The 24,671-nt window shown below is 57.3% G+C and carries 22 protein-coding genes and 2 pseudogenes; 15 read left to right on the top strand and 9 right to left on the bottom strand.

Annotation, left to right across the window (positions count from 1 at the left end; all coding sequences use genetic code 11):
- Positions 1-188 precede the first annotated feature (188 nt).
- The 5 genes from AC5SEO_RS23760 to AC5SEO_RS23740 form a co-directional block, all read right to left on the bottom strand.
- Positions 189-773 (bottom strand): plasmid pRiA4b ORF-3 family protein, encoded by a 585-nt coding sequence (locus AC5SEO_RS23760; protein WP_112155477.1) that lies wholly within the window; start codon positions 771-773, stop codon positions 189-191.
- Positions 773-2,431, bottom strand: coding sequence for an IS66 family transposase (tnpC, locus tag AC5SEO_RS23755; protein ID WP_112155478.1), 1,659 nt, complete (start codon positions 2,429-2,431; stop codon positions 773-775). The genes AC5SEO_RS23760 and tnpC overlap by 1 nt, the downstream gene beginning before the upstream one ends.
- 78 nt (positions 2,432-2,509) lie before the next feature.
- Positions 2,510-2,857, bottom strand: a complete 348-nt coding sequence (tnpB, locus tag AC5SEO_RS23750; RefSeq protein WP_112155479.1) for an IS66 family insertion sequence element accessory protein TnpB — start codon at positions 2,855-2,857, stop codon at positions 2,510-2,512.
- Positions 2,854-3,195, bottom strand: a complete 342-nt coding sequence (tnpA, locus tag AC5SEO_RS23745; RefSeq protein ID WP_112155480.1) for an IS66-like element accessory protein TnpA — start codon at positions 3,193-3,195, stop codon at positions 2,854-2,856. Before tnpA ends, tnpB begins: the two co-directional genes overlap by 4 nt.
- A gap of 442 nt (positions 3,196-3,637) precedes the next feature.
- Complete coding sequence (locus tag AC5SEO_RS23740) at positions 3,638-4,777, bottom strand: 2-methylaconitate cis-trans isomerase PrpF family protein (protein WP_323687025.1); 1,140 nt, start codon at positions 4,775-4,777, stop codon at positions 3,638-3,640.
- 415 nt (positions 4,778-5,192) lie between these two features.
- Here AC5SEO_RS23740 and AC5SEO_RS23735 point away from each other — a divergent pair, with 415 nt between their 5' ends.
- From AC5SEO_RS23735 to AC5SEO_RS23680, 12 genes are all read left to right on the top strand, one after another.
- Positions 5,193-6,173: a Bug family tripartite tricarboxylate transporter substrate binding protein gene (locus AC5SEO_RS23735; protein ID WP_112157471.1), complete on the top strand. Its 981-nt coding sequence runs from the start codon at positions 5,193-5,195 to the stop codon at positions 6,171-6,173.
- Between the two features lie 26 nt (positions 6,174-6,199).
- Complete coding sequence (locus AC5SEO_RS23730; protein ID WP_112155482.1) at positions 6,200-6,688, top strand: tripartite tricarboxylate transporter TctB family protein; 489 nt, start codon at positions 6,200-6,202, stop codon at positions 6,686-6,688.
- Positions 6,689-6,762: 74 nt separating this feature from the next.
- Positions 6,763-8,247, top strand: a complete 1,485-nt coding sequence (locus AC5SEO_RS23725) for a tripartite tricarboxylate transporter permease (RefSeq protein WP_112155483.1) — start codon at positions 6,763-6,765, stop codon at positions 8,245-8,247.
- A gap of 19 nt (positions 8,248-8,266) precedes the next feature.
- Complete coding sequence (locus AC5SEO_RS23720) at positions 8,267-9,337, top strand: Ldh family oxidoreductase (protein WP_112155484.1); 1,071 nt, start codon at positions 8,267-8,269, stop codon at positions 9,335-9,337.
- 225 nt (positions 9,338-9,562) lie between these two features.
- Entirely contained in the window at positions 9,563-10,645 is a 1,083-nt protein-coding gene (locus tag AC5SEO_RS23715) for an isocitrate/isopropylmalate dehydrogenase family protein (protein ID WP_112155485.1), read from the top strand.
- Positions 10,646-10,729: 84 nt separating this feature from the next.
- The gene (locus tag AC5SEO_RS23710) at positions 10,730-11,539 is read left to right on the top strand and encodes a hydroxypyruvate isomerase family protein (protein ID WP_112155519.1); all 810 of its coding nucleotides are present in this window, start codon (positions 10,730-10,732) and stop codon (positions 11,537-11,539) included.
- Positions 11,536-12,912: an NAD-dependent succinate-semialdehyde dehydrogenase gene (locus tag AC5SEO_RS23705; RefSeq protein WP_112155486.1), complete on the top strand. Its 1,377-nt coding sequence runs from the start codon at positions 11,536-11,538 to the stop codon at positions 12,910-12,912. Before AC5SEO_RS23710 ends, AC5SEO_RS23705 begins: the two co-directional genes overlap by 4 nt.
- An 8-nt stretch (positions 12,913-12,920) precedes the next feature.
- The gene (locus tag AC5SEO_RS23700; RefSeq protein ID WP_112155487.1) at positions 12,921-13,328 is read left to right on the top strand and encodes a cupin domain-containing protein; all 408 of its coding nucleotides are present in this window, start codon (positions 12,921-12,923) and stop codon (positions 13,326-13,328) included.
- Positions 13,329-13,377: 49 nt separating this feature from the next.
- Entirely contained in the window at positions 13,378-13,680 is a 303-nt protein-coding gene (locus tag AC5SEO_RS23695) for an antibiotic biosynthesis monooxygenase family protein (protein WP_112155488.1), read from the top strand.
- 14 nt (positions 13,681-13,694) lie between these two features.
- On the top strand, positions 13,695-14,744 hold the full coding sequence (locus AC5SEO_RS23690; protein ID WP_112155489.1) for an AbrB family transcriptional regulator: 1,050 nt from the start codon (positions 13,695-13,697) through the stop codon (positions 14,742-14,744).
- 2 nt (positions 14,745-14,746) lie between these two features.
- Positions 14,747-15,658: an amidohydrolase family protein gene (locus tag AC5SEO_RS23685; RefSeq protein WP_112155490.1), complete on the top strand. Its 912-nt coding sequence runs from the start codon at positions 14,747-14,749 to the stop codon at positions 15,656-15,658.
- A 29-nt stretch (positions 15,659-15,687) separates the two neighbouring features.
- Positions 15,688-17,031 carry a 2-hydroxycarboxylate transporter family protein gene (locus AC5SEO_RS23680; RefSeq protein WP_323687029.1) on the top strand — a complete coding sequence of 448 codons (1,344 nt, stop codon included), beginning with the start codon at positions 15,688-15,690 and terminating at the stop codon, positions 17,029-17,031.
- A 274-nt stretch (positions 17,032-17,305) separates the two neighbouring features.
- Here AC5SEO_RS23680 and AC5SEO_RS23675 read toward each other — a convergent pair whose 3' ends face one another.
- A complete protein-coding gene (locus tag AC5SEO_RS23675) occupies positions 17,306-18,199 on the bottom strand; it encodes a GntR family transcriptional regulator (protein WP_323687030.1) in 894 nt (297 codons plus the stop codon).
- A 317-nt stretch (positions 18,200-18,516) separates the two neighbouring features.
- On the opposite strand from AC5SEO_RS23675, the gene AC5SEO_RS23670 reads away from it, so the two are divergent.
- The 3 genes and pseudogenes from AC5SEO_RS23670 (at position 18,517) to istB (ending at position 20,985) form a co-directional block, all read left to right on the top strand.
- The gene (locus AC5SEO_RS23670; RefSeq protein WP_112155492.1) at positions 18,517-19,461 is read left to right on the top strand and encodes an aromatic alcohol reductase; all 945 of its coding nucleotides are present in this window, start codon (positions 18,517-18,519) and stop codon (positions 19,459-19,461) included.
- 358 nt (positions 19,462-19,819) lie between these two features.
- Positions 19,820-20,203: pseudogene (locus AC5SEO_RS23665) on the top strand (IS21 family transposase); the annotation flags it as partial.
- Positions 20,193-20,985, top strand: a pseudogene (gene istB / locus AC5SEO_RS23660) (IS21-like element helper ATPase IstB). The pseudogenes AC5SEO_RS23665 and istB, both read left to right, overlap by 11 nt.
- 287 nt (positions 20,986-21,272) lie before the next feature.
- Here istB and AC5SEO_RS23655 read toward each other — a convergent pair.
- From AC5SEO_RS23655 to AC5SEO_RS23645, 3 genes are read right to left on the bottom strand one after another with little or no spacing between them, the layout of a single operon-like run.
- Entirely contained in the window at positions 21,273-22,238 is a 966-nt protein-coding gene (locus AC5SEO_RS23655) for an ABC transporter permease (RefSeq protein WP_112155494.1), read from the bottom strand.
- Positions 22,235-23,173: an ABC transporter permease gene (locus tag AC5SEO_RS23650; protein ID WP_112155521.1), complete on the bottom strand. Its 939-nt coding sequence runs from the start codon at positions 23,171-23,173 to the stop codon at positions 22,235-22,237. The genes AC5SEO_RS23655 and AC5SEO_RS23650 overlap by 4 nt, the downstream gene beginning before the upstream one ends.
- A complete protein-coding gene (locus tag AC5SEO_RS23645) occupies positions 23,173-24,648 on the bottom strand; it encodes an ATP-binding cassette domain-containing protein (protein ID WP_112155495.1) in 1,476 nt (491 codons plus the stop codon). The genes AC5SEO_RS23650 and AC5SEO_RS23645 overlap by 1 nt, the downstream gene beginning before the upstream one ends.
- Positions 24,649-24,671: the final 23 nt, after the last annotated feature.

The following is a 24,671-nucleotide window of genomic DNA, read 5'->3' as shown; positions in this document are numbered from 1 at the left end:
ACCCACAAGAGACGGGTCCGCGTTTGACCGGTAGTGAAGCAAGCGACCCCCGAAGTTGACGTGCGTATTTTTTGGAAAGGTGGAAGTAGTGGCACTATCGGGTCTGCCCTTAGCATCGAGCAAGAAGCTCGCCTTATTCCTTGACGGAACGTGGAATGCAGGTAAGCATTCGCCGAGGACCCGCAGTGTCAGGTTTTTTTGCGCGATCTGCGCTTCCATTTCGCAGCCAGAGCCTCGACGTTTTTGCCGAGATTTCTTGCATCGACTTGGCTGGGGTCGTAGTCTGAACTTCCCCACCATTCGAGCAGTTCTTGATGTCGCTCATGGTTGACGTCGGCAATAGCCTCACGGAACTCTTCATAGCCCCAAGGGCCGCCAACATCCTCTGGCGGGCACCTTCCGACAGCCTCGAGAAGGAAAGGATCATCAAAGCCGGGGGTAGCCGGAAAGGTCTTTTCGATTTTCACTGTGTGCGTCCAGCCGTCGCCGAAGTCATAGAGATACTTGAATGACTTCGCGCCGATATCTTCGATGGCGGCAAGAAGCGTTTCCTTGCGAGCATCGATGGGGTCATCAAAGCCGCCATCAGGCACGCCGAATCCGATGTCACGGATCCTGAACTCATAGAGATGACTGTTGGTCCAGCCGAAAGCCTCCTGGAGAACATCATGAAGCCGGTCGAGCCGAATGCGGAACGGCACGACAACGCGCCGCATCACCAAGGGATCAACGTCATCGAGCGTGATCTTCAGGCGAACGAGAGGACCAGCCATCAGGCCGCCTGCTGCAGAGATTTTGTTGCGGGGTTCCGCCAATTCCAGGGGAGAAGCTCATCGAGCCGGCTGACAGGATGGTCGGCGATGCGGGCGAGAACATCAGCAAGCCAGGCCTGTGGGTCAATGCGGCTCATTTTCGCGGTGACGATCAGGCTGTACATGGCTGCCGCCCGCTGTCCCCCTCGATCGGAACCGGCAAATAGCCAGGCTTTTCGTCCAAGGGCCACACCACGCAGAGATCGCTCCGCGCAATTGTTCGACAGGCAAATCCGGCCGTCGTCGAGGAAGCGGGTGAAGGATTCCCAGCGGTTCAGCATATAGTCAAATGCCTTTGCCAGGTCGTTGTCGCGCGGCAACCTGGCGCGGTGGTCGCGTATCCATATTTCCATGTCGTCGATCAACGGCTTTGATAATTGCTGGCGGATTGCTTTTCTCTCATCGGCAGTGCGGCCATTGATCTGGCGTTCGATCTCGAACAGCGCGTCGATCCGCTGCACCATGTTCAAGGCGATTGGTGAGATAACGGCGGCACTTTTACCCTGCGCTTTTCGGCGCGCATTGGCCTCCAGATCGGCTTGCGCAAAGAATGGCCGCCTGGCATGCGCCCAGCACGCCGCTTCGTAAATCGGGGCCGGACTTCGATCAGGAAGATAGAGCTGGCCATAGCCGGTATAGGCATCCGCCTGAAGGATACCGCTATAATTGGCCAGATGTGCCTGTGGATGTTCGCCGGCCCGGTCCCGGGAATAATAGAACATCACCGACGGTGGGGCCGTTCCGCCGAACGGAGCATCGTCCCTGACATAGCTCCATATCCGGCCGGTTGCGGTCTTGCCGAGAGCTAGAACCGGCACGGTCGTGCCATCACCGTGGATCCGTTCAGACGCGAACGTATGGCTTTCAATCCGCCGCACCAGCGGGTCAAGGATCTGGCAGCACGCGCCAATCGCGTCTGCTGCAGTCGACAGACTGATCGGCACACCTTCCAGGGCAAAACGTTCGACCTGGCGATTGAGGGGAATGTGCTGGCCGAACTTGTCGCAGAGCATCATCGCCAAAAGCCCCGGACCAGCCCACCCTCTCGGTATGACATGGAAGGGTGCAGGTGCCTGGCTGATCTTCTCGCAGTCACGGCAGGTGAACTTTTCCCGCACCGTCTGAATGACCTTCCAGCTCCGCGGTACGCTCTCCATCGTTTCGGTGATGTCTTCGCCGAGCTTGCGAAGCCGTTCACCGCCACAGCAACTGCAGGCAAGAGGGCCTGGCACCACGACACGCTCACGCGGCAGATGCTCCGGAAAGGGCTTCTTGACCGGCCGCTTGCGCGTAAAGCCGGTGACCGCAATCGCAGATGCTGCAGCAACGGCCATTTCAGCGGCAAGCTCATCTTCGGTCGCCGTCGCTTCGGCGTCCTCAAGCATCAGTTCCATCTGCGCAACCAGCCGTGCCGTCCGTTCCGACTTCTGACCGCGCAGTTCCCGTTGCAGCTTTTCGATATAGACTTTCTGGCGAAGAATGAGGGCCTGATCGTCGGCCTCCCTGGCCTTGGCAACAGCCAATTCAGCCAAAGCGGCGGCCCGATCGGCCCGCGCCACCGCCAATTCTGCTTCAAGAGCAGCAGCATGATCGCGGTGATTTTCGAAGCCCGGTTCCATGCTCGAAGTGAATCACAAAACCCCTGATTTGCATAGCTTTTCTTGATGGCAATGGCGGCAAATCCTCGCCAAAATTCGCTATCCAGCGCTCGTCGGACGCCATGTCTGCTGCGGGTTTCGCCAGTCAATTCCCTCAAGCAAGTAGGACATCTGGCCAGCCGTCAGCGCAATCGCTCCGCCCTCAGTCACCGGCCAAATAAAACGGCCACGCTCGAGCCGCTTTGCGTATAGCGAAAGCCCAATTCCGTCATGCCAAAGAGCCTTGATCAGCCGGCCGCTTTTCCCGCGGAAAACAAAAACGTCCCCCTTGAACGGATCACGACCAAGACCTTCCTGCACGATCAGAGCAAGGCTCTGCATTCCCTTGCGCATATCGCAATGGCCGCTCGCAATCCAAACCCGCACGCTCGAACTGATCGGGATCATTTCAGCGCTCGCATCACTGCAGCGGCAAGATCACAAGGCACCCCGGAGGCAATCCTCACCTTGATACCGTTCGCAAAGTCCACAACGATGGTTGCCGCACCACCATCGCCGCCGCCAGAAACATCCAGAACTGTTGCCGGCACAAAAGCAGGCCCATCTTTCACAGTCAGCGCTTGGCGCCGCCACGTGTAGAGCAGCCCCGTCGAAACATCAAAACGACGCGCTACCTCCGAGACATTTGCCCCAGGAGCAAATGCTGCCTCCAGAATTTCCAGCCGTTGGTCCGGTGACCAACGACGACGCCGTTCTTGACCCGTCAGCAAAATGGCCTGTGCCATAGTTCCTCATCGCGCTCTTAAGTCCACTCTCAAGAGCGCAAAATCACGGTATCGCCAAAAACTCGCAAGGCGGTGCACGCCGGAGGGATACGAATTAGGCTCCTCCATGACGTCAAAAGGCAGCTATGAACCAGCCGACCATCCGCAATCGGCCTCTTATCGGCCGCACACGGCAGGTTGTCGCCTATATGAGGAGACTCGGCGCGAACGTATTGTCCGATCGACGCAGTCGGCCGTTCACGTCCTTTCAAGGTGATGAATGTGAGGGGATCATGTGGTCAAAGTTAGATGCAATTATCCTAGACGTGGCTTTGCGCTCCCACTTCGATTGCTTATGTCATCATTTGAGCTTTAGGTCCGCCTCATTTTCGCAAGCTGGCCGCAGCTCCTAAAAATCTTCTTCGACTTTGACGTATCGCTGCGATCGATTTTTTGCAGCAAGTCAGTCTTCGATGTAGAGCCCGCCTTTGAATAGTCGGCGAGCAGTGCGGAAAAAAGATCCACGCTTTGCGACAGGGCCTCTATCATCCAAAGTAATTTCAGCATCAGCCGAAAGAATACCGGATGGCATGCCAACATTAAACGGCCCATGGTCGGTTGTGCTCGCAACTCTATTGACAATGGAACCATGGATACGTGCAGCTATCGTTGTGCATAGTGTCGCAGTCAACGGCAACGCCTGATGTGGTTGCCCATTCGAAATCACCCTTGCAGTCAGGTTCATATCAGCCGCCCTTATCCATTCTCCAGATGTCGTCAGAGCGTCCTGCGGACCGGAAACAATGACGATGAAAGGGACGTGGCGGATGAGCATCGCGTTATCGCGATCCTTAGAAATCCTCATTCGCATAGATGCAGCTATGCGAATACTCTCGAGCAAGCGGAGGAGATCGGGCTGCTCCGATATTTGCGCGGGCAGTGCTGTCCCCAGCACTCCAAGATCTTCTGCGCGCACGAACACGCAGGCATTTCCGGCATCGATCATCGAAACTTCAAGCTCGACGCCATCGACCTTGAGTTGTTCGCTCGGAATTCCTGTGGGTAACAGTTTGCCAGTTGTCGCACCGCCGGGGTCCAGAAAATCGAGCCGAATCGGCGCTCCGCTTCCGGCGACACCTGGGATTATGCAGTTGCCGCCATAGACCGTACCTTCGGCATCGGTGGGAAAGCGTGCGTGGACGAGCTTGGAGGTATTGGTATTGAAAATTCGGACCGTTGTGTGGCCCATCTCGGGCACTACCAGATACTCGTCGACAGCGAACGGGCCGATCGCAGACAGCATGTTTCCACAGTTCCCGGACATGTCGATCTGAGCGTCGCGTACCGCCACTTGCACGAAGGTGTAATCAATGTCGGCATCGGCTCTCGCTGAGGGCGCAATCACGCAGACTTTGGATAGGGAAGAAATGCCTCCTCCCATGCCGTTCAGTTGTCGGCCGTAGGGGTCCGGGCTGCCCATCGCTCTAAGGAAAAGGTCTTTCCACTCATTACGATCGGCAGGAAGGTCTCTCAAATGGAACATCAGCGCCTTGCTGGTGCCACCCCTCATGAAGACGGCGGGGAGTCTGTTTTTCATATCCATTTATCCTCTCTTGGTCGAAGTCTTCCATCGGCGCCTCAAGGCGAACCCTCCGACCGCTGGCAGGTGAACTCATACCCTGTTTATCCATAAAATCGAGACGCGTGGTTTTTAACTATTGCAAAAAACCATCCTGCAAGGTATTTGGTATTTCGGAGGCCAAAAGACCAACTTACGGCATTTGGAGGAGTCAAGTTTTTCGCGAGATGTGTCCTGATTTATCGGGGCGCTGGACATGGGCTGCCGAATTCAACCCATGAGCCAGAGCACACCAACATCCGACCGTGATCTTCACTTTTAACCAGTGCCTCTTGGGACGGCTCTTGCGCCGACCGGATAGCGGTTAGCGAAGGTGCGCATTCCTGAGGAGGGAGGCGGATTTTCGAACGATAACGACAGACGTAGCGGAGGAGTTTACGTGAACGAATTTTCCAGACGTAGTTTTAATTTTATGGCGGCGACCGCGATAAGCTCGCTCGCGCTGGCGGCTGTGGCGCCTGGCGCCCGGGCGCAAGAGCTGAAATCTCTGCACATTCTCGCCCCAAGCAGTCCCGGTAGCGGTTATGACCAGCTGGCTCGGACAATTCAGCAGGTTCTTCAGGAGAAGAAGCTTTCTGGGCCGGTTGAGGTTCAGAACGTTGCAGGCGGCGGCGGAACCGTCGGACTTTCGCAATTCGTCACTACACGGCCCAGACACCCCAGCGCGCTGGTTGTTGGCTTCGCACTTGTGGGGGGCGTCCTTACAACCAAGTCCGCTGTCACTCTCGATCAGGCTGTTCCCGTCGCGCGTTTGATGGGAGACGTTGACGCGATTGTTGTGCCGACCAATTCCGAAATCAAGACCATGGCAGATCTAGTTGAGCGCCTCAAGGCGGATCCCAGCAAGGTTGCATGGGCCGGCGGCTCCATCGGCGGCATCGATCACGTTGCGGCAGGCCTGATCGTCAAGGCCGTTGGTGCTGATCCCAAGAAAATGAACTTCGTCGTCCATGCGGGCGGGGGTGAAGTTCTTGCGTCCACTCTAGGCGGGCACGCCACGGTCGGTATCAGTGGATACGAGGAATTCCGCGCCCAGGTGGATGCTGGGGCGCTTCGCGCCCTCGCCGTCACAGGTGAAGAGCGCATCGCAGGCGTTAACGTTCCGACGCTGAAGGAATCGGGTATTGATCTTGCGGTAACAAACTGGCGTGGCCTGATGGCACATCCCAAGATGAAGGACGACGACCGCAAGGCCTTGGAAGCTGCCGTCGCCGAACTCTCCAAGACCCCTGAATGGAAGGATGCTCTGGCTAAGCGCGGCTGGACAGATGCTTATCTTCCAGCAAAGGATTTCGGCGAGTTTCTTGGCGAAGAACAGAAGCGCGTCGAGACCGCTCTAAAGGAAGTCGGTCTCCTCTGAATAGCTGGTAAAGGGGAGGCAGCACCATGCTGATTTCTGGTCGTTTACGCGTGGGCGAAGCTGTCATCGGCGCTTTTACGCTCGCGTTGGGTTTGTTTATAAGCGTCCAAACGTGGATGACGCCTCCCATCGCTGCACAGTCGGTCGTCGGTCCGGCCCTCTTTCCCGCCCTTATAGCGGCGGGATTGATGCTGGTCGGGCTGCGTCTTCTCTACGAAGCCTACATTCGTCGGCTAATAGAGGATGAGGTAATACAGTTAGATTGGAAACCCTGCGCCGTTGTTGCTGCGGCTTTTGCGGCCCAATGTCTAACTCTTGAGCGACTTGGCTGGATCGTTTCCGGGACGTTGATGTTTACGGTTTGCGCCATGTCCTTCGGAAGCCGCGCGCACATTCGGAACATTCTCTTCGGGTTCGCTCTCACAACCGTAACCTACCTTGTCTTCGACTATGCATTGGATCTCGATCTACCGACCGGGTCAGTGATCGAGGACCTGATCACGCCAACGAGCTGATCGCTTCAGAGGGCGACGACCTGTAGTCGCCAAACCCGCCTGTTCGGGCCAATCAGTTTTCAAGGCGAATCGACATGGACACCATTGCTGCGCTGATGCACGGTTTTTCCGTAGCACTGACACCCTACAATCTTATGTGGTCCCTTATCGGTGTGACCCTTGGCACTGCGATTGGCGTGTTGCCTGGCATCGGGCCAGCGCTCACAGTCGCTTTGCTCCTACCTGTTACCTACAGTCTCGAACCGACTAGCGCTTTTATCATGTTCGCCGGGATCTACTACGGTGCAATGTACGGTGGGTCGACGACGTCTATCCTTCTGAATACACCTGGTGAGTCAGCGTCGATCGTTACCGCGCTTGATGGTCACGCGATGGCTAGGAAGGGTAGGGGAGCCCAGGCTCTCGCGACCGCTGCGATCGGCTCATTCGTGGCAGGTACGATCGCGACGATTGCGCTCACGTTCGTCGCTCCCTTGATGGTAAAGATTGCGCTGCTGTTCGGGCCAGCCGAGTATTTTGCGTTGATGGTGCTCGCCCTGACGACCGTAACCGCAGTTCTTGGCTCGTCTCTTTCGCGAGGGCTTGCAAGCTTGTTGTTCGGACTGGCGCTGGGCCTCGTCGGGATTGACTTGCAGACCGGCCAGGCACGCTTCACGCTCGGAATTCCCGAGCTCCTCGACGGCATCGATGTTGTCGTTGTAGCCGTCGGACTTTTTGCTGTGGGCGAGACCTTGTTCACCGTTGCGAGGCATCGTTTCGAGACCGAGGAAATCTATAGCAAGGAAGATTGGCGCCGGTCCTGGAAGCCATGGCTTCGTGGTACAGCGCTCGGCTTTCCGATAGGCGCACTTCCTGCTGGCGGCAGTGAAATTCCGACGTTCCTATCCTATTTGACGGAAAAGCGTCTGTCGAAAAACCCTGAGGAGTTCGGCCATGGCGCAATTGAAGCCGTCGCTGGACCCGAAGCTGCAAACAACGCTTCTGCAGCCGGGGTGCTTGCTCCACTTCTCGCTCTCGGATTGCCGACATCGGCAACCGCCGCAATCATGCTTGCCGCATTCCAGCAGTATGGCATTCAACCCGGTCCGCTGCTGTTCGACAACAATCCAGAACTGGTGTGGGGACTGATCGCAAGTCTCTATATCGGCAACGTCATGCTGTTGCTTCTCAATCTACCGCTTGTCGGTGTGTGGGTGAAACTCCTACGCATTCCCAAGCCCTGGCTTTATTCGGGCATCCTGCTGTTTGCGACGATGGGCGCATATACCTTGAATAACAACATCGTCGATGTCGGGATCCTGTGGGTAATTGGCATCATCGGATTCGGTATGCGCGTTTACGATGTACCCGTTGCACCCTGTGTCGTCGGCCTGATCCTTGGTCCCTTGGCCGAGCAGCAATTCCGACGAGCTCTCACGATCAGCCAGGGCGACGTCAGCGTCTTCTTTACCCAACCCATTTCACTGGCACTTCTCGTCATTGCCCTTGTTCTCGTCGTCGTACCGGCACTTATGCGCTTGAAGGCCAACCGCAATCAGGCCGCAGCAGAGAACGTCTGACGCGTCATGGAGCGATCGCATGTCTGAATTGAAATACTATCGTGTAGACGAACTAACGACCTTCGCGGCGGATGTTTTCAGAAGCACCGGCATGTCTGACGCCCATGCAAAAACGATTGCCACCGACCTCGTGCATGCGAACCTTCGGGGCATCGACTCCCACGGGGTGTCGCGAATCCCGATGTATATGGAACGTCTGAGGGCAGGCCTCGTCAATGCGCGCCCGAACATCAAGATTGATGAGGTCGCCGGCGCCGTCTCGCACGTCGATGGCGACAACGCCATGGGTTTTATCCCGTCACATATTGCCATGACAGAAGCGATCCGGCTGGCGAAGAATTCGGGGATAGGTCTCGTCGGCGTCCATCGCAGCACCCACTTCGGTATGGGCGCACTTTATGCGCTGCAGGCCATCGAGGCCGGCTACATCTCGATGATTTTTACGAACTCTTCTCCGGCAATCGCCATGTGGGGCGGTCGCAGCGCGTTTTTAGGCGCAAGCCCGGTTGCAGCTGGCGTGCCTGCCGGGAAGCATCCGCCCTATGTCATGGATATGGCCATGACGGTCATAGCGCGCGGAAAGATCCGACTTGCAGCGATGCGTGGGGAACCGATCGCGGAAGGCTTGGCACTCGACGTTGACGGCAATCCAACTACGGACGCAGCCAAGGCCTTTGAGGGCGTCTGCCTGCCGTTCGGCGGCGTCAAGGGTTCGGTACTTGCGACACTCATGGATCTGATGTCGGGCGTGCTAACCGGCGCCAACTTCGCTGGCGACGTCAAGAGCCTATACTTCGATCATTCTGAGCCGCAGAATGTCGGTCACCTTTTCTTTGCGATCAAACCAGACCTCTTCATGAGCCTCAGCGACTATGATGCACGCATGGACCGATACTATGACCGCGTGAAAACGATGCCCCGAGCAGTCGGTGTCGATGAGGTACTGATGCCGGGAGAACCCGAGGCTCGAAGAGAAGCAGAACGTCTGCGGAACGGCATCCCGATCACCGACAACGTGATCTCAGATTTGACCGCTGAAGGCGATCGATCAGGGACCAAGTTTCCGTCCGGTTCGACCACCGCTGCTTGAGATTTGGCTCAAAGAACTCGCCAGTCGAGATCATTCGCAAGGAAAATCAACTTCACCGCTTGAGGCCCAATTTCTGAGATTGTGGTATTTTGGGTTTGCATAATACCTGTGTTTCCGTTATTGGCATTTCAGGCATCCAAAATACCAAACGGAGGAGGTTTGGTTTGGGATCCAAGGCTTCATCACCTTGCACCCAACAGCCTCCTCGAATAGCGAGGAATCCACGTGCGCCTTCTTGTACTTCCCGGTGACGGTATCGGCCCCGAAATCACTGATGCGACGCTGCGCGTTTTGCGCGAAGCGGACGAACGGTTTGGTCTCGGGCTCGCAATTGAGGAGGCAGATATCGGCCTCAAGTCTCTTAAAGAGCAGGGCACGACATTGCCGGAAGCGGTGATGCAGCGAATCCCTGAAGTCGACGGCGTCATACTTGGCCCGGTTTCCCACTATGACTATCCCACGCGCGACAAGGGTGGCATCAATCCGTCGGGCGAGCTGCGCGTCAAGTTCGAGCTTTTCGCCAATGTCCGCCCTTGCCGTTCTCGTCCAGAACTGACCGTTCTGCGCAAGCCGATGGACCTGATCATCGTGCGCGAAAATACGGAAGGTTTCTACAGCGACCGAAACATGTTTGCAGGCTCCGGCGAATTCATGCCAGACCCGGACATGGCCCTGTCGGTGCGCAAGATCACGGCACGCGCGTCCAACCGGGTCGCTCGCGCCGCCTTTGAGCTCGCCAAAGGGCGCCGCAAGAAGGTGACGGCCGTGCACAAGGCAAATGTCGTCAAGCTGTCAGATGGCCTGTTCCTTCGTGAAGTGCGCAAGGTCGCCCAAGAGTTTCCCGATGTGGAACTCGAAGAGCTGATCGTCGACGCGACCGCAGCGCTGCTAATACGTCAGCCCGACCGTTTCGATGTCATCGTCACCACCAACATGTTCGGCGACATTCTCTCCGACGAAGCCTCCGAGCTTTGCGGTAGCCTCGGTCTTGGTGGCTCCATCAACCAGGGCGAAGGCATCTGTGTTGCCCAGGCACAGCACGGCTCCGCACCCGATATCCAAGGTCAGGACAAGGCTAACCCGACCTCGCTGATCCTTTCAGCAGCAATGCTCCTCGACTGGCTCGCAACCAGGCACGATCGGCCGGAGTTCGCTGCCGCTGCACGTTCGATCGAGGACGCAATCGAAAAGACGTTGGACGATCCGGGCAGCCGCACGCGAGACCTCGGCGGTCCACTCGGAACCAACGCGTTCACAAGCCGCGTATGCGAGGTTCTGCAACAGCTGGTTCGCAAGCCCGCAGCCTAGCATTTAAAGTCCCTCCAAGGCGGCAATCCGGTCAGCTCGTTGGCCGGCTTGCCTCCCCCCGGGAGAGGCTTGGAGGACAAGCACGTGAACCGTTTCTCTGCACATATCGGGTATCTTTATACCGAACTGCCGCTGGTTGACCGCATCGCCGCCGCAGCACGAGACGGATTCACGGCGATCGAGCATCCCGAGCCGTTTGCAATTCCTGCGAAGGAAATGCGGGAACGCCTCGATGATCTCGGCCTTGAATTCTGCCAGTTATCCAGCGGGTTGGGTGACCCTTCGCGAAGCGAAAAAGGCTTGGCGGCTCTTCGCGGGCGCGAGGCAGAGTTCAGGCAGGGCTTCCTCAGAGCTTTGGACTATGCAGAGGCGATCAAAGCCCGGTTCGTGCATCCAATGGCTGGTGTTCCAACAGGCGGCGGGCTCGACGCTGGAGAAACGTACCAAGCGAACCTGGGTTGGGCGCTTGAAGCTTGTGGCGGGACCGCTGCGAGGGTGCTGATCGAAGCGATTACTGCACCCGGCTACTACGTCGCGACGTTGAACGAAGCGATCGCCTTGCAAGACTGCTTCCAGGGACGCCCAGCGCTTTTGTTCGACACGTATCACGCAATGAAATTGGGCGAAGATCCGGCGCGTTGGGTCGAGGAAAATGCAACCCGCGTCGGCCATGTCCACATCGCCGACTATCCCGGGAGAAACCAGCCGGGATCCGGGACGATCGACTTCGTGGCCGTTCTTCGCGCCCTCGAGGGCGCTGGATACGGCGGTGCTGTCGGCTTCGAATATGTGCCTACCGAATCTACCGAGCAAAGCCTGCGTTTCTTGTCGTCGTGGAAGCACCTCGTCGCATCAAATCACTTTGCCACTCATCACTCAGGAGCGAATTCATGACGACAATCACATCCATCAACCCTGCTGACGGCAAGGAAATCAAAAGCTTCTCGCTACAGGATGACGCGAGTGTCGATGCGGCACTGACGGCCGCCGTCAAGGCACAGAAAGAGTGGGCCCGCAAGCCGGTCGCTGAACGCGCGAAAGTTCTGACAAAGGTCGCCGCGGTATTGCGCGAAGGCAAAAGCAGATACGCCGAGATGATTGTCCGGGAGATGGGCAAGCCGCTCGTCGAGGCGGAAGGCGAAGTCGAAAAGTGCGCTTACAACTGCGACTTCTATGCTGAACATGCTGCATCGTATTTGAGCGACGAGCTGGTCCCATCGAATGCGACCGAAAGTGTCGTCGCTTTCGATCCCCTCGGTGTCGTCCTCGCGATCATGCCGTGGAACTATCCGTTCTGGCAGTATTTCCGTTTCGCGGCACCAGCACTGGCAGCCGGCAATGGCGCTATCCTCAAGCATGCCAACAATGTTCCCGAGTCAGCGATGGCAGTCCAGGAGGTCATGGAGAAGGCCGGTGTACCGGCCGGCCTTACGGCCAGCCTGTTGATCGACGTTTCCAAAGTCGCCGGTCTCATCGCCGATGATCGTATTGCGGCCGTCACGCTGACCGGATCGACCGAAGTCGGGGCGATTGTCGCGTCTCAGGCCGGCAAGGCTCTGAAAAAGCAGGTTCTTGAATTGGGCGGTTCCGACCCTTTCATCGTTCTTGCCGACGCCGACATCGATGCCGCTGCAGAGACGGCCGTGAAGGCGCGTTACATCAATGTTGGTCAGTCCTGCGTCAACGCAAAGCGTTTCATCGTGGAAGCATCGATTGCCGACCGCTTCGTGGAGCTTTTCGTTGAAAAGGCCACGGCGCTCAAGATTGGCGATCCAATGGAGCGCGATACAAAGATCGGCCCCATGGCACGAGCGAACCTCCGCGACACGCTCCACTCTCAGGTCAAGCGGTCGCTGGCAGAAGGTGCTGTCCTGAAGCTTGGTGGCGAGCCTGTCGAAGGTGACGGCTTCTATTACCCGCCGACCGTTCTCGACCACGTGAAACCGGGAATGGTGGCGTTCTGCGAGGAAACCTTCGGTCCTGTCGCTGCAATCATCCGCGTTAAAGACGCTGAGGAAGCCGTCGCCGTCGCAAATGACACCGAATTCGGTCTCGGTGCAGCGCTGTGGACCTCTGACATCGCCAAGGCAAAAGAAATGTCGCGGCAAATCGAAGCAGGTGCAGTCTTCATCAACGGCATGACGGCATCCGATCCCCGCTACCCATTCGGCGGGATCAAGCGGTCCGGGTACGGACGCGAGCTTGGTGTCTACGGCATCCGCGAATTCGTCAACATCAAGACCGTCTGGATCGGTCCCGCAAAGTGAGGTCTGTCATGTCAGAACCAGCAATTCTTCGTCCTACAGAACTAAAAACCAATGATCGTGGCGGTGGTGCTCGCACCACTCCCCTCGTGACGCGGCGATGCGGATCGACCAGCATGATCAACGGCATCACCGCCTTTGATCCGGGTGCTGCGATTGGCCTCCACATGCACAATTGCGAGGAGAGCGTCATGGTAATCGAGGGTGAAGCAATCGCCGAGATCGATGGCGTCCAGCACCACCTCAACACCAATGATACGACCTGGATCCCGGCCAACGTCCCGCATCGCTTCATCAATGCGTCGGACAAACCCATGCGGATTTTCTGGACCTACGCAACGGTTGACGCCACCCGCACGATGATCGCCAGCGGCGAAACGAAAACCATCGACGCCGAACACGGCCACGCGAAGCAGTAGTCGAGGCTGGCCGGGCAGCGAGCCCGGCCAAACGCCCAGGGAGAATACAATGACATCACCACACGTTATAGAGGTCGCCGAGATCACTGTGACCGACCCGGCTGGCTTCGAAGCCGCCGTGGCGCAAGCCAAACCTCATTTCCTCGCTGCTGATGGTTGCCTGGATCTGAAGCTTCACCGCGTTATTGAAACGCCGGACGTTTACCGCTTGCTGGTGTCCTGGCGCTCGGTGGACGACCACATGGTGACCTTCCGCAAGTCGGAGGGTTTCCAGCGCTGGCGAGAATTGGCTTCGCCGTTCTTTGCCTCGCCTCCGGTCGTGACGCACTCTGCTGCAGTTGACCTCGGCTGACCGATCGCGGGACAATGGGCTCCAACTTCGAACATCAGTCATTGACGTTGCTGGCTTCTGCCGGCGGTGTTTGCGTCTTTTGCACAGTGGGTCTTCCGCTGCCGTTTTTGTTCGGGCCCATGGCAGCGTGCCTGATTGCGGCTCTGGCGGGAGCCAGGCTGCGTTCCTTTGGGCAAGTTTCCGTCGGAGCTCGATCGGTAATCGGCTTGGCGGTCGGCGCGTCAATTACACCGGCCTTGGTCGGTCGGCTGCCAGACATGGCGCTGTCGATTGCGATTGTGCCTGTTTATGTGATCGCCATTGCAGCAGTTGGCATGCCGTTTTTCCAACGGTACTGCAGGTTCGATCCGATTACTGCATTTTATTCGGCAATGCCCGGTGGTGCCGCCGACATGACCGTATTCGGCATGGAAGCTGGCGCCAACGTCCGCCAGTTGTCTCTCGTACACGTTACACGGTTGCTGGTGATTATGGTGATCGCGCCGATACTCCTGGTCCAGGCCTATGGAGTGTCCCTCGATAATCCCGTCGGCGCGCCGGCGAGGGAACTCCCTGTCATCGAGATGGTTCTGATGGCGATCGCAGCGGTCGTCGGTTGGAAGGGCGGAGAAGCCATCAAGCTGTTCGGCGCCGCTATTATCGGCCCTTTGCTTGTCGCGGCACTTCTTTCTCTGACCGGTTTGTTGCACGCTCGCCCGCCCAAAGAAGCTCTGCTGGCAGCCCAGTTTTTGATCGGTACAGGCATCGGGGTCAGTTACGTCGGCATTACCCTTCAAGAACTCCGCAGCACTGTTTCAGGTGCTGTTGTTTTCGTCTTCATCCTTGCTCTGCTTGCAGCAATAGTCACCGAATTCGTCACGCTCATGGGGCTTGCGCCCCCGGTTGAGGCGTTTTTGGCCTTTGCGCCGGGAGGGCAGGCCGAAATGTCAATGCTGACAATTATCGCCGGCGCCGATCTCGGTTTCGTCGTCGCCCATCACCTCGTCCGAATTGTCTTCGTCATCCTTGGTGCGCCGACTATCGCGCGCAGGTTTGCAAAAGCGCGGACTGAGACAGGAGAATAGCCATGAATGCTCAAACTTCGCCCCGCTCTCTCGGGACAGGTCTTTTTGCGGGTGCCTGCGACGCACATGTCCATGTTTTCGATCCGAAAAACCACCCTTACCATCCTGGACGTTCCTACACTCCTGGTGAGGCGAATTGCGGACAACTCGAGCAGTTGATGCGGCGGATGGGAATGGACCGGTGTGTTCTGGTTCAGCCGAGTGTCTATGGCAGCGACAACCGTTGCCTCGTCTCGGCGCTTCGACACTTTGGACCAGACAGGGCCCGCGGGGTGGCGGTCGTCGACTACGAAACCGTGACCCTGGATCAACTGGCTGATCTTTGGAATGTCGGCGTGCGAGCGATCAGAGTTAATTTCGAAGCCGCAAAAACAGCAGCTCCACGCGACAAGCTTCTCGTCATAGCCGAAACCGCGAAGCGGGCCAAGGAAGTTGGAATGGCAGTTCAGCTATATGTGGATACCCATACCGCGGTTGCTGCCATCGAGCGGCTTGAGGGGGAAAACGTACCGCTTATCCTCGATCACTTCGCAGGGTTCAAATGCGGAATGGATCGCAATGACGAGGCCTTCAAGAAGCTGCTGAGTGCTCTTGGAAGAGGGCGGGTCTGGATTAAACTGTCAGCGCCTTGCCGGACCGGCAGTCAATTGGTCGACTACGAGGACCTCAGGCCCGCAGCACAAGCGATGATCAACGCCGCGCCCGAGCGTATGCTCTGGGCTTCGGACTGGCCGCATACTGGTGGAGGAGCAGACCGCGCCAAGCGCAGCGCTTCCGAAATCGAGCCGTTTAGACAAGTCAACGACGATGCTGACTTTCGTCGATTGCGCAGTTGGATCGGAGACGAGACGCGCCTTGCGCGCATTCTGTCCGAGAACCCTACCGAGATCTTCGACTTCTTCAATCACCCCTGACCATAACCCAGCCTCCTGGGAGGAGAGCCATGACCCACATTGCATCGCATTCCGACGCGCAATCCAGCGTGACACGAGCACCGAAAGCCTCAACGAACGTCTGGCAGAAATGGATGGATTTCGACCTAGGGATCATTCCTTTGCCGATCTACGTCTTGCTGATCGCGCTGCTTGCAGCCTTTACTTGGCTAGGAACGATCAAGAGCGACATTGCTACCGTCATCGGCATCATGGCCGCCTTCGCATTCACACTTGGCGAACTGGGCAAGCGCTTGCCGATTATCAAAAATATCGGTGGCGCGGCGGTTGTCGTCACATTCGTGCCATCGTATCTCGCCTATCGCGGCTGGATTCCCCCACAAATGAGCACTGTCGTTGAGAGCTTCTTCAAGTCGACGGGGATCCTGTACGTGTTCATTGCGGCGGTCATAGTTGGCTCGATACTAAGTATGGACCGCTCCACACTCATCAAGGGCTTCATGAAGATTTTCGTCCCTCTTTTCGTCGGGTCGAATGTGGCGGCGCTCGTCGGTGTCACCGTCGGCACGCTTTTGGGCCTTGGCACTTGGGACACTTTCTTCTTTATCGTTGCCCCGATTATGGCAGGCGGAGTGGGCGAGGGAGCAATCCCTCTCGCCGTCGGCTATCACGGAATAACCGGTATGGAGCAGGGCGAAGTTCTCGCGCGTGTAATGCCGGCAATCCTCGTCGGCAATCTCACAGCCATCATTTGCGCCGGGGCCTTGAGCTCGCTCGGCCGGAGATTTCCGGCTTTGACCGGCAATGGCAAACTTCAGCCCACAGATGACGAAGAACTCGCTGTAGAGACCGTTAAACCTGATGGGAATGTTCAGAACATTGCCGCCGCCGGGATGATCGCAGTAACACTGTATCTTACCGGCGTACTTGCCCAACAGCTTTTCTCGTTTCCCGCGCCAGTCGTGATGCTAGCCCTTGCCGTTGCGCTCAAGCTTTTCCATGGCATCACTCCGCGGCTGCAGACCGGCTCGTATACTGTCTACAAGTTCTGCCTGACCGCCATCGCGTATCCTATGCTCTTTGCGTTCGGCATTGTCTTAACGCCGTGGGAGAAGCTGGTTGAAGGCTTTGCACCGGCCAATCTGATAACTATCGTGTCGACAGTTGTCGCAATGACGGCATCAGGATTTGTCACAGCCCGGTTCGTCAATCTATACCCGATTGAGTCGGCAATCGTCAGCAGTACCCATAGCGGAATGGGCGGCGCAGGAGACATTGCTATCCTGTCGGCATCAAATCGCATGATGCTCATGCCCTTTGCACAGATTGCAACGCGCATTGGCGGAGGGATAACGGTTGCCTTGACGCTCATACTCATGACCGCTCTTTGGTAGCCCAGATAGGCGCCTTTCTACCGCGCGGGATACGGATTCCCGCGCGGTCGACAACTCAATCCTCTCTGCACGGGTCTGAAACCGGATATCTGAGGCATCCAACAGACTTCAGCGCTTTGGTGGGCAAATGGTTTCCGCTACCGGCGGACCTGTTTCGCTGGAAGGCATACCAAAGTCGCTCTTTCAATGGTGTAAGAGCAAAAGCGGTAGGCCGCGACCTACAATCGGACATAAATGTAATAGCCAGATCGCAGATCTGCCATCGGTAAAGTCGTCAGAATTCATCGTGCGGTCGTGTTGCGACCTTCATCATGCTCACTGATGAGAGATGCTGTGACATGTAGGCGGCGGCAAGCTGCCGCTTGTCTTCCAGAAGTAGATCGACAAGCTGCACATGTTCTTGGCTGCGCACGATCGCGTATTTTCTATCTAGTGACCTCTTGTATTCGATAAGCCTTCGAATTCGATCAATGCGGCGGAGGGACTCGATAAAGAAAAGGTTTCCACTGCACTCAATGATTGCTTCGTGCAACTGGCTGTTTAGGTCGAAAAGGTCGGGATTAGATACGTTCCAGATGTCGCCGTCGATTAATTGCTGCTGCTGAGCTCGGCACGCTTCAAGGGCGGCACGGTTCAACTTGAAGGTAGGCTCCAGTATGGCTGCAGGCTCGATTGTGAGACGAAAGCGGTAGCTATCCTTGTATGCCTGCATCGATGTCAGCATTGGGAGGAACTCCCAGCCGTGACCGGGGAGGCGTTCGATCCAACCCTCGCTATGGATTTTCCGAAGGATCTTGGCGAGTTGCCCCTTGGTGAGGTCGTATAGACGACACAGTTCCTTCTCCGTCACTCTGTCAGGAAGTCTCCCCTCTAAACGATCAACTGCGATTTTAGAGTAAACCTCCCCATCTTCCTGCACAGGATCATCAAGCTGAGGTAGACGAATTTCGCCGCCCTTCCATGATACGAGAAACCCGCCTGTGGGTGCGGTCTGTACGAACCCCTGATCCTCAAGGACCTTTAGCGCGCTACGGACTGGCGAACGGGAGACCTTCAGGTGTTCCGCTAACTTGCGCTCAATCAGGCGCATACCGTGAGGATCATCCTGTGTCCTCACATATTCGACGATTTTTGCCGCCAATTGACTGATCAAGGGTGTAGTATTCAAAAAGGGACCTCCGCTACCGCAACAGCCGGCGCCGCCTATACGCCAAAATATGCAGCCTGCGAACATTATTCCACAACTGGGCGCAATTGTCAGCGCGACACGTATCCGCGATGGGCACGTCAGAGGTTGTCGAGTTATCTCATCGACAGTCCAGCGCAGCGAGCGCGTTATCCCGCGAGAGGAATTGATTCCCTCCGCGGATCAGGGTCCTCTCTGCCCGCCCTCAGTTTTACCGCAGTATCATCCGTGTACCTTCTTTTCTTCATGCTCCGCTCTTGCCAAGTAGTGGCGACACTAAATTCTTGAAGGAAAAAACGATGAATCAGACAGTTTCGAACGTGAAGTCACGGAATATCCTTGTGCTGGGTGCTGGAGAACTCGGGATGCCGGTCTTGCGCAATCTGGCGCGTCGCGCAAAGGACATCGACGACGCCAAGATCAGCGTTCTGTTGCGGGCTAGCGCCGTAGATTCTGCTTCGCCCGCCAAGCAGCGCGATATTGCTGAAATCCGGGACTTGGGGATCGAGATCGTCGTAGGGGATCTGGTCAAAAGTTCAATTGACGAATTGGCTTCTCTGTTCTCGCTTTATGACACCGTCATTGGCTGCACAGGCTATGCGGCTGGCATCGACACGCCGATGAAACTGGCAAAGGCTGCTTTGCAGTCAGGGATCCCGCGCTATTTCCCGTGGCAGTTCGGTGTTGATTTCGAAGCAATCGGTCGAGGTGGTCCGCAGGACATCTTCGATGCGCAGCTTGATGTGCGTGAACTGCTGCGCTCGCAAAACAAGACCGAATGGGTGATCATCTCCACCGGCATGTTCATGAGCTATCTGTTCGAGCCAGAATTTGGTGTCGTCGATCTCGAAAAGAGCACGGTCAGAGCTCTTGGCAGCTACAACAACGCTGTTACGGTAACCACGCCTGACGATATCGGCGTGCTCACCGCTGAAATCGTGTTCTATGAGCCGACTATCGCCAACGAAATCGTATTCCTAGCGGGGGACACGGTCACCTATGGTCAGCTCGCTGACAAGCTGGAAGCGGGTTTGAAAAGGCCCTTCAGCCGGTCCGAATGGACGGTTCCGGTCCTTATGGCAGAACTGGCAAACGATCCGCAGAACATGATGCGCAAATACCGAGCTGCCTTCGGTATCGGGCGAGGCATGGCATGGGACAAGGCCGGCACGTTCAACGTACGAGAAGGCATCAAGGTCACGGATGTTTCCGATTGGATCAACACGAACCTGACGTCTAATTAAAGAGGTTAAGGTGCGGCGGGGAGTGCGATGGCTTGCTCTCCTCCGTCACGCTACGTCGCAATCGCCAACTTCAGCAGAGGCTGCTCTTTGACAATGGCCATTACTGACGGAGGGCGTCTGTGTCAGGGCTACCAACCCGTCTGCCCAGGACGGTTTCTCTGGTGGATGGGAATCAAAGTCCTCACGGGATTATTGAAACTGCTCCGAATTCTCGACGACTCCCGTCCACAGCGGTATCATACGAATGAGAAGACCCATCCCCAATTCTGTCAACTCGTATTCTGCCGCGGTTGCATCTCCACGAGATCGTAGCGCGTGACCAGGTCGTCTCTTTCGAGTTGACGTAGGGACTGGCGGGCATTGCCTTGCCGTTATCCAACGCAAGCCTGGTGCCCTGCGCAATGGTGCTCCCTTCATGGAATTGCCGCTGGCCTTTCGACAGTTGCAGGACCAGATGCTTCGCCGTCCCGGTGGCGATCGTGAGATGGCCGATATCCTCGCTCTGGTGCTTCATCACGACGAACAGGTTGTCGTCAGGGCTGTGGAGCTGGCTTTGGATCAAGGCGTGCCAACCAAAACGCATGTGCTGAACCTGCTGCATCGTCTGATCGATGGCAAAACGACCGACGGCCCCGACATCGACACGCCGCAGGCGCTGACCTTGGCTCGAGAACCCAAGGCAAACGTCGAACGTTACGATGGCCTGCGTGTCCGGATCGTGGGAGGTCGGCATGCGTCATGATCCTGCCAGCGCCGCCGTCGTCATCATGCTGCGTAGCCTGAAGATGTATGGCATGGCCCAAGCGGTCACCGACCTGATCGAGCAAGGAGCACCAGCCTTCGATGCGGCCGTGCCGATCCTGTTCCAGTTGCTGAAAGCCGAGATGGCCGAGCGCGAGGTTCGCTCGATTGCCTATCATATGAAGGCTGCGCACTTCCCTGCCCACAAGGACATCTCCGGCTACGACTTCGCTGCCAGCGAGATCAACGAGGCAACAGTGCGCCAACTGCATCGATGCGAGTTCATCGACGGAGCGCAGAACATTGTCCTCGTCGGGGGGCCGGGCACCGGCAAAACACGCGTCGCGACCGCCCTCGGCGTCCAGGCTATCGAGCATCACTCCGAAAGGTCCGCTTCTTCTCGACCATCAAATTGGTCAATGCGCTCGAGCAGGAGAAAGCAAGAGGCAAGGCAGGCCAGATCGCCGAGGCGCTGGTCCGTCTCGATCTGCTGATCCTCGATGAACTCGGATACCTTCCGTTCAGTGCCTCGGGTGGAGCGCTGCTCTTCCACTTGCTGAGCAAGCTTTACGAGCGCACCAGCGTCGTCATCACCACCAACCTCAGCTTCAGCGAATGGGCTACCGTCTTCGGCGATGCCAAGATGACCACCGCTTTGCAGGACCGCCTGACCCATCGTTGCCACATCCTGGAAACGGGAAACGACAGCTTCCGCCCAAGGCAAGCTCGGCCGCAGCAGCACAGAAGAGAGGAGAAAAGGCCAATCACTTGACCAAAGCCTGATCAGAAACCATACTTAGGGGTGGCTCACTTCTCGGTGAAAAAACTCCGCAACCGGGTAGCCTCGCTCCGTGATCTGACGCACGGCGTCGCGCTTAAAATCTTCGCTGAAATTCGATCTGCTCATGATACTGTTCCTACCTCAAAATAAGGAAAGAAGGCGTCTACAAATCTAGGGGCTATTCACTCGAAGTTGCCGCTCGTTTTGTTTACGCCGCGAATCTAAGCAAAGTTCAGATATTCTTTTCGTTTCATAGAATTATTCCCTCAAGGCCGCTCATGATCAACACTCAGGTTCGGGAGGGTTTGGAGCCGCCCGCGATGGTGATGATAGTGATAATTATGAGGCCGGTCATGATCATGCGTATCCCCGCTCCGGCGCCGAACGTGTTGAGCATGGTCACAAGCAGATACATGAAGAGAGACGCACCCCACAATCCTGCGACGTTCGACTGCCCGCCGGCAACGGACGATCCGCCGATAACGACGACAGCTATGGAGGCGAGAAGGTATTCCTCGCCCATGTTGAGCGAAGTGCCGCCGGAGAAGCCGGCAAGGACAGCGCCGCACAGCGCAGCAAGGGACGCACAGATGACATAGGTCCTCCACCGAACACGATCCACCCTGATGCCGGCCAATTCCGCAGCCCTCTGGTTCTGGCCGATGGCAGTGACCGATCGGCCGTAAACCGTTCTGTGGAGGACGGCGGCGCCAATGATGGTTAAAAAAATAACGACGATCGCCAGCGTCGGGATACCCCAGATCCGTCCTGTGGTGAATTCGGCAAATGCACCAGGGGGCCGGATGCGAAGACCTCGCCCGTAGGCAATCGACGCGGATTGCACGAGAAAGCTCGCGGACAACGTGGCGATGATGGGCGGGATCGACAACAGCCTTATCAGCGCGAAATTGAAACATCCAACCGCTATGCCGACCCCGACAGCGGCCATCAGGCCCCACAGAATAAGAGCGTCGTTTCCGTCCATGATCTTCATGGAAACGGCCCCGGCCAAGGCGATGGTCGATGGTATCGACAGGTCCACGTTACCAGGTCCGGCGGTGATGACGTACATCTGCCCCAGCGCCACGATGACGTACATGGTGCCGAAGGTGAGGGCGGTTGTGACGATCTGTCCGGCCCCGGCTCCTTCGGTGAAAATAATCGTTGCCAGGAAAACGGCGGCGGCTCCAAGAAAAGAGAATCCCCACGGCGCTTTTCCGGCGAATTTTCCCAGTCTTGAGACGGTCGAGATCATGCGCGTCTCTCCATTCGGTTGACAAGGGCACGCAGCGCAAGGACGAGGATCAGGATTGCACCCTGAGCGCCGATCTGCCAGTCCCCGGAAATTCTGAGGAATGACAGCAGCGAACTGGCGAGTGTGAGCGTGAGGGCGCCCAAAACGGCGCCCACGGGCGAAACACGCCCGCCGGCGAATTCGCCGCCGCCGAGGATCACGCCGGCAATGGAGAGAAGCGTGTAGCGCAGAGCGATATTGGCGTCGGCCGATGTCGTAAGCCCAACGAGTGTCAGGCCGGAAAGAACGCCAAAGACGCCGGCCAGGGCGTAGAGCGTGACCTTGGCACGCAAAAGCGACCAGCCGGCGCGTGCCACGGCCTGTGGATTTCCTCCAGCGCCGCGCAGGATCACGCCGGTTGATGAGCGCATGAGGAAGAAATGGACACCTACAGCAATGACGGCGCTTGCGACGATTACGAAGGGGATGAAAGTCGTCTTGACGGAGACGATCGCACGCAGCCAACCCGGTGCCTGGCCGCCCGGCGTCGGCAGTACGAGAATGGCTGCCCCCAGCCACACGAAGCTCATTCCCAGCGTCACGACGATAGAAGGCAGATTCCGGATGTGGATAATAGCGCCGAGCAGAGCATAGACGCCGATGCATGCCAGAAGGGCGAGCACACCCAAGACGGGATTTTCACCGAGAAGGGTTGCCCCGATAGAGGCCGTGAAAGAAACGAAACCACCGAGAGACAGATCGATGTCGTTCACGGTGATGATGAACATCTGCGCGATTGTCGCCAGTGCGATGGGAAGAGCGAGATTGAGCATCAGGTTCAGGCCGAGGAAGCTCATCGTCCGGGGCTGAACATAAAAGATCCCGATAAGAAGGACAGTGAATGATATCGCCGGCAGAAGCGAACGCAGAGCACGGGGCGTCATTAGATTGGGCATCATTGCGCCACCTCCGCGAATGAAGATTGAAGCACCTTGGCCTCCGTCATCTCCGAACGAGGCATTTCGGAAACGATCGCGCCGTCACGCAGAACATAGACGTAGTCGCAGCTGGTCAGTTCCTCGAACTCCGTCGTGTACCAGACAAAGGTGCGTCCCTTCGCTGCCTCGCTACGCATGATGTCGTACACCTCCTGTTTGGTGCCGATATCGACGCCCCGCATCGGGTCATCCATCAAGATGATTTCGGCATCGGATGCCAGTGCGCGTGCAAACAGTGCTTTCTGCTGGTTGCCGCCAGAAAGCGTATAGATGTTGTTGGCCATGTCCGGCGTCCTGATCGCCATCCTTTCTTTCCAGCGCCGTTCCATCTCCCGCTCCTTCTTCGGGTCTATCAGGCCGAAGCGTCGCATGGTGCCAAGCGAGCGGATCGTGACGTTCTGGCCGATCGACCACAGGGGAAAGACGCCGTCCGTCTGCCGATCACCGGCAACGAAGGCGACCGGCCCGCTGCACCGGGCAAAAACGAAATGTCTTCCGGCAGATCGTTGAAGCAGAACGAGCAATGTCGTCTGACCTTGACCGGCGAGGCCGCCGAGCCCGATGATTTCGCCCTTGCGCGCCTCGAGCTTCATGCTACCGCGTCTGGAAGGCTGTATCTCGGCGACGACCGGGGCCGTTCTTGCTTTAACAACGGTTTCCGGTCCGTGAGCCTGTGGTTCATGGTTCACATGCCCCATGGCCTCGACCAGCGAATGCTTGCTGAATCGGGCGGCTGGCCGCTCCTCCATGACGCGCCCATCGCCCATGACCACGATCCGGTCGCAGGTCGTAAGAATTTCCCCGAGAATGTGTGAGATGAGGATGACGCACCCGCCCTCGGCGACGAAACGGCGCACATAATCGAGGAGCTGGCCCGCAATGGCCTGGTCGAGCGAAGAGGTCGGCTCGTCCAGAATAACGAGACGAAGAGGAGACGGCGTTTTCGCAAAGACCGTCGCGATTTCGACCATCTGACGCTGTCCCAGTGTCAGGTCGGCCACAAGATCGTCCACGGCTATCCTATTGCCCGGAAAGATGTCGTCGAGAAAGGTTCTAATCAGGCGTGACGCACGTTTGCGCCATCCGAAACCGGTGATCGACGGGTGACGGATACGGGTATTTTCGACTACCGTCAGGTTCGGGCAGAGCGATAATTCCTGAAAAACGCAACGGACGCCGAGCGCGAGCGCGCGCTGGACCCCGTAGGATATGATCTCGTTCTGGCCCAGAACCGAAAGCTCTCCGCCATCGGGTCGAACATTGCCGGCAAGGATCTGCATGAGCGTCGATTTTCCGGCCCCGTTATGGCCCACCAGGCCGACGCATTCGCCTGAATTGAAAGTCAGATCCACGCCGCCAAGGGCGCGGACCGCGCCGTAGTTCTTGGTGATGTTTTCGAGTCGAACGAAGGGCGCTTCTGCCGTTAAGGTCAACTTTGAATCCTCCGCGTTCGGGA

It is taken from the genome of Agrobacterium sp. K11 (assembly GCF_059429395.1).
Note: the sequence above shows the minus strand (reverse complement) of the source record. Positions and strands in the feature narration are given on the sequence as shown.